Origin of the sequence: Hyphomonas sp. UBA3601 (assembly GCF_002375605.1) — a bacterium.
Taxonomy (GTDB): Bacteria; Pseudomonadota; Alphaproteobacteria; order Caulobacterales; family Hyphomonadaceae; genus Hyphomonas.
In genome coordinates, this window is record NZ_DFME01000051.1 from 1 (window position 1) to 3,631 (window position 3,631).

General features: G+C 56.5%; 2 protein-coding genes. One reads left to right on the top strand and one right to left on the bottom strand.

All coding sequences use genetic code 11. The features are described 5' to 3' along the window. A partial coding sequence (locus tag B4F73_RS05970; RefSeq protein WP_290482727.1) for a hypothetical protein occupies nucleotides 1–1,179 on the top strand: 1,179 nt, incomplete at its 5' end. On the opposite strand, the gene mfd is transcribed toward B4F73_RS05970, so the two are convergent. Further along, on the bottom strand, nucleotides 1,176–3,631 hold a 2,456-nt coding region (gene mfd / locus B4F73_RS05975), incomplete at its 5' end, for a transcription-repair coupling factor (protein WP_290482728.1). The two genes, B4F73_RS05970 and mfd, sit on opposite strands and share 4 nt — an antisense overlap.

Consider the following 3,631-nt stretch of genomic DNA (forward strand, 5'->3'; position numbering starts at 1 on the left):
CGGTCGGGTCGCATGCGCCCGTTCGGGGCAGACTTACCGATTTCACACTCATCATCTGAGGCACTGCTCGTAGATACCCAAAGCCTCGACAAGGACACGTTGGGCCAGTTTATCGACGACTTTGGCCAATCACTTCGACCGACCCTAATTTTGGGTGACCCCGTCTTTGCGGGTCATTTTGCCAATGCTGTCTTCATCCCGCGTGACCGCGATTTATCCGTCCTGAGAGGGAGGCTCGACGCCATCACACGGCGCAGCGCCCGCATGTCGGAATTGCGCTTGCGCCGGGAAACGGCTGCTACTTTCGGAGTGACATTGCCCGAGCCCTCCGCTGAGACGGTGCCGGACCTCCTCTATCTCGGGGATGGGTCTTCACGCTTTCTTGCATTGCAGGCTGCGCTCGGCGAACGCGGAATTACCGTCACGGCTGCCTTCAGTGCCCATACTGCGGCAGACTATGTCAGGCAAAGAGCCTTTGCAGCCATCTTGCTCGATATCCCGTCGGAACCTCGAAGCCTGCATAAGCTCGCCAACTGGGTGACGGCTTCCATTGAGCATTTTGAACATACGCCTCTGCTCGGATTACTCAGTGAAGGCACAGAACCCTCGCATAGTTTGGAAACTATCATTCGATACATGTCTCACGTGTTCGAACCCTGCACGCCCGCCCATGATCTGGCGGCTCATGTCGACGCCTACGGTCGACGTGCCGCAGTGCAATCGCTTAAAGTCAAAGACAACATGTCCATGTCAGCAATTTGCCATTCAGAAACCGGTCTCTTTTCCCAGACCTTTTTTGAGGCGCATCTTCAGAACCAGATCGAGCTTTCAGCAGACCGAGGGGATCCGCTGTCTCTTCTGGTCATTTGCGATCCGCAACATGATCGCCTTGCACATCGCCAGAAAAAACTCGTCGCCAATGTAGTCCTGTCAAACATGCGAGAAACAGACCTACCTGTGACCATCGACCCGGACACGTTTGCCATCAGCTTGTCCGCGACAGGCTACAAAGGTGCTGTCCAAATCTGCGAACGCTTGTTTCGAGAGTTGGAAGCGGTGGCACCAGACCTTGCAGCACGTCTTGGCTGGCGCATTACCGAAAAGCGCGCTTATCATGACGCTCGCAGACTGTTGTCTGAAGCTCGGTCAGGTGTCTACCAAAAAGCCAGAACCGCCTAGGCCGGAACCAGGCCAGCCGCAGCCTCGAGCTCTTTCAGAAAGCTACGAATTCCCGACAAACGCTGTTCGGGTGTGCCGCCAAGTCCTGAGTGAACCAATTTGGAGTCCGGTCTGATCCGCAACTGGGACGGCCGACTGCGTACAACGTCCAGCAAACGCGCAGGATCGAGTACCGTATCTTCGCGGAAGGCAAAGACCGCGCCCTTCTGCCCGGCATCCAGTTTGGAAATACCCAGAACTTTGCACTGTACCTTTATTGCGGTGACTTCGAGCAACTGCCTCGTCTCATCCGGCAACGGACCAAACCGGTCAATCAGTTCAGCGGCGAAGGACTCGCGCTCCGCAGCTGTCGAAATCTCAGACAGGCGTCGATACAGGGAAAGCCGGATGTTCAGATCTTCTACATAGCTTTCCGGAATCAGCACGGCCGCTCCGGTATTGATCTGCGGCGACCAGTCATCCGCAAAGTCTTCGTCATCTCTGGCTCCGGCCTTAAGCGCATTGACGGCATCTTCCAGCATGGACTGGTAGAGTTCCACGCCAACTTCCTTCACATGACCAGATTGCTGGTCGCCAAGAAGGTTTCCAGATCCGCGCATGTCCAGGTCATGGCTGGCTAGCTGGAAGCCCGCGCCCAGAGAGTCCAGCGACTGCAGGATTTTCAAACGGCGGTCAGCCGTCTCGGTAATCACCTTGTCGCGCGGCGTCGTGAAATAGGCATAGGCGCGCAGCTTCGATCGGCCGACCCGGCCGCGCAACTGATACAGTTGAGCAAGACCGAACATGTCGGCCCGGTGTATGATCAATGTGTTGGCACGCGGTATGTCCAGTCCGCTTTCAACAATCGTCGTCGAAAGCAGCACGTCATACTTGCCCTCATAGAAGGCTGTCATGATGTCTTCGAGTTCGCCTGCTGCCATCTGGCCGTGGGCAACGATATAGGAAACCTCAGGCACATTGTCGTGAAGGAAGCGTTCCAGCTTGTCCAGGTCCTGAATGCGCGGCGCCACGAAGAAGGCCTGTCCGCCACGATACTTCTCGCGAAGCAAGGCCTCCCTCAGAGTAACCGTGTCTTCTTCAGTGATGTAAGTCCGCACTGACAGGCGGTCGACCGGCGGCGTAGCGATGATCGACAGATCGCGAATTCCTGTAAGTGCCATTTGCAACGTACGCGGAATAGGTGTGGCCGACAGCGTTAGGACGTGAACGTCGGCTTTCAACTCTTTGAGTCGTTCTTTGTGCTTTACACCGAAGCGCTGCTCTTCATCCACTACCAACAGACCGAGGCGCTTGAACTCAATAGTCTTTGTGAGCACTGCGTGTGTGCCCACCACCACATCTACACTGCCATCCGCAATCCCCTCGCGCGTTTCCGCAGCCTCTTTCGCACCGACAAGTCGTGACAATTGGCGAACCTTCAAAGGCCAACCTGCAAAGCGCTCAGCAAATGTCTTGTAGTGCTGACGCGCGAGCAGCGTAGTCGGCGCAATCACCGCGACCTGCTTACCGCTCATCGCTGCAACAAACGCACCGCGCAATGCGACTTCCGTCTTGCCGAAACCGACATCGCCACAAACCAGTCGATCCATAGGCTTGCCTGACGCGAGATCGCCAATGACATCTTCGATCGCATTCAACTGATCATCAGTCTCTTCATAGGGGAAGCGTGCTGCGAATTCTTCATACAGGCCCTGCCCGGCATTGACGGCATCTGCTCGTTTCAACTCGCGGGCGGCGGCGATATGCATTAGCTCAGCTGCCATCTCGAGAATGCGCTTCTTGGCTTTGGCCTTACGCGTTTGCCAGCCTGCCCCACCGAGACGGTCGAGTTGGTTTTCCGAATCTTCGGCTCCGTACCGGCTAATTAGGTCGATATTCTCTACCGGGAGGAATATTGTGTCACCGCCCGCATATTCCAGATGAAGGCAGTCATGCGGCGCGCCGGTAAGGTCCAGCGTCTTGAGGCCTACATAGCGCCCCACCCCGTGATCAATATGCACGATCAGGTCGCCAGGATTGAGTGCGGCGGCATCTGATATGAAATTCGCTGTCTTCCGCTTACGCCTAGGCCCGGCCAGCCTGTCGCCCAGAATGTCGGCTTCCGAGATCAAAGCCACGTCCGGCGTCTCGAACCCTGACTCCAGAGGGATTTCCACAACCGTGAAGTCAGTCTTCTTTGCCGCGTCGAGAGAATGCACCAATGCCAAGTCTGTCAGGCCGTGATCCGCCATGACATTGATCAGGCGATCTGCTGAACCAACCGACCATGCCGCAAACACAACCGGGCGACCGTCAGATTGGAGACGCTTGGCATGAGCAATCGCCGCTTCGAATACATTGATATCTGCGTGCAGGCGTTCCGGGGCGAAATCACGGCCAGCACGGCCTCCCAAGTCAAATGCTTCGGCGCTGGGTTCGGATGGATAGAAACGTGCGGTGGCTCGCGAAGCGA